Annotated in this window: 1 protein-coding gene; it reads right to left on the bottom strand. The window is 61.1% G+C overall.

The features are described from left to right. Positions 1-29: 29 nt before the first annotated feature. Entirely contained in the window at positions 30-590 is a 561-nt protein-coding gene (locus JNK74_29490; protein ID MBL7650308.1) for a YqgE/AlgH family protein, read from the bottom strand. Between the last annotated feature and the right edge of the window lie 14 nt (positions 591-604).

Here is a 604-nt window from a genome sequence, read left to right as displayed (position 1 = left end):
CATTTGTAAGCTCACTGACGGACGCAGTACTAGGCGTGACCAGCGACGTCAGAAAGCTGCGAGAAGCTGACACCCAGATTCTGCATAGCGGCCGGAAGGCGTTCCTCAGGGGGGAGGTCGAAGAGGATGGACGAACGGGCTGCCACTGTCAGCCAGGCATTCTTGGCCAGTTCGTCCTCCAGTTGCCCGGCGCCCCAGCCAGCATAGCCCAGGGTGACGATGATTTCCCGCGGTTCGCCGGCATTGCCCACATTGGCCAGGATGTCGCGGGAACTGGTGAGCCCCACTTCCTCGTTGACGGCCAGGGTGGATTGCCAACTCCCCAGGGGGCGGTGCAGGACGAAGCCGCGGTCGAGCTGGACCGGCCCGCCGAAGTATACTGGCAAGTCCCCCAGGGCATCCGGCCCGAAGGGAAGGTCGATTTTCTCGAACAGCCCGGCCAGGGTCATGTCGATGGGCCGATTGACGATAATGCCCAGGGCGCCATTGGCGTTGTGCTCGCAGATATAGACGAGACTGTGGGCGAAATAACGATCCTCCATCGCTGGCATGGCGATGAGGAAGTTGTCGGTCAGATTGACGCTATCCATGGCGGGAATTCTAA

The organism is Candidatus Hydrogenedentota bacterium, from assembly GCA_016791475.1.
Taxonomy (GTDB): domain Bacteria; phylum Hydrogenedentota; class Hydrogenedentia; order Hydrogenedentales; family JAEUWI01; genus JAEUWI01.
This window is presented reverse-complemented; position numbering and strand designations above follow the sequence as displayed.

Coding starts and splice junctions, on each gene's coding strand:
- JNK74_29490 (MBL7650308.1), bottom strand. CDS start 590: ATGGATAGCGTCAATCTGACCGACAACTTCCTCATCGCCATGCCAGCG.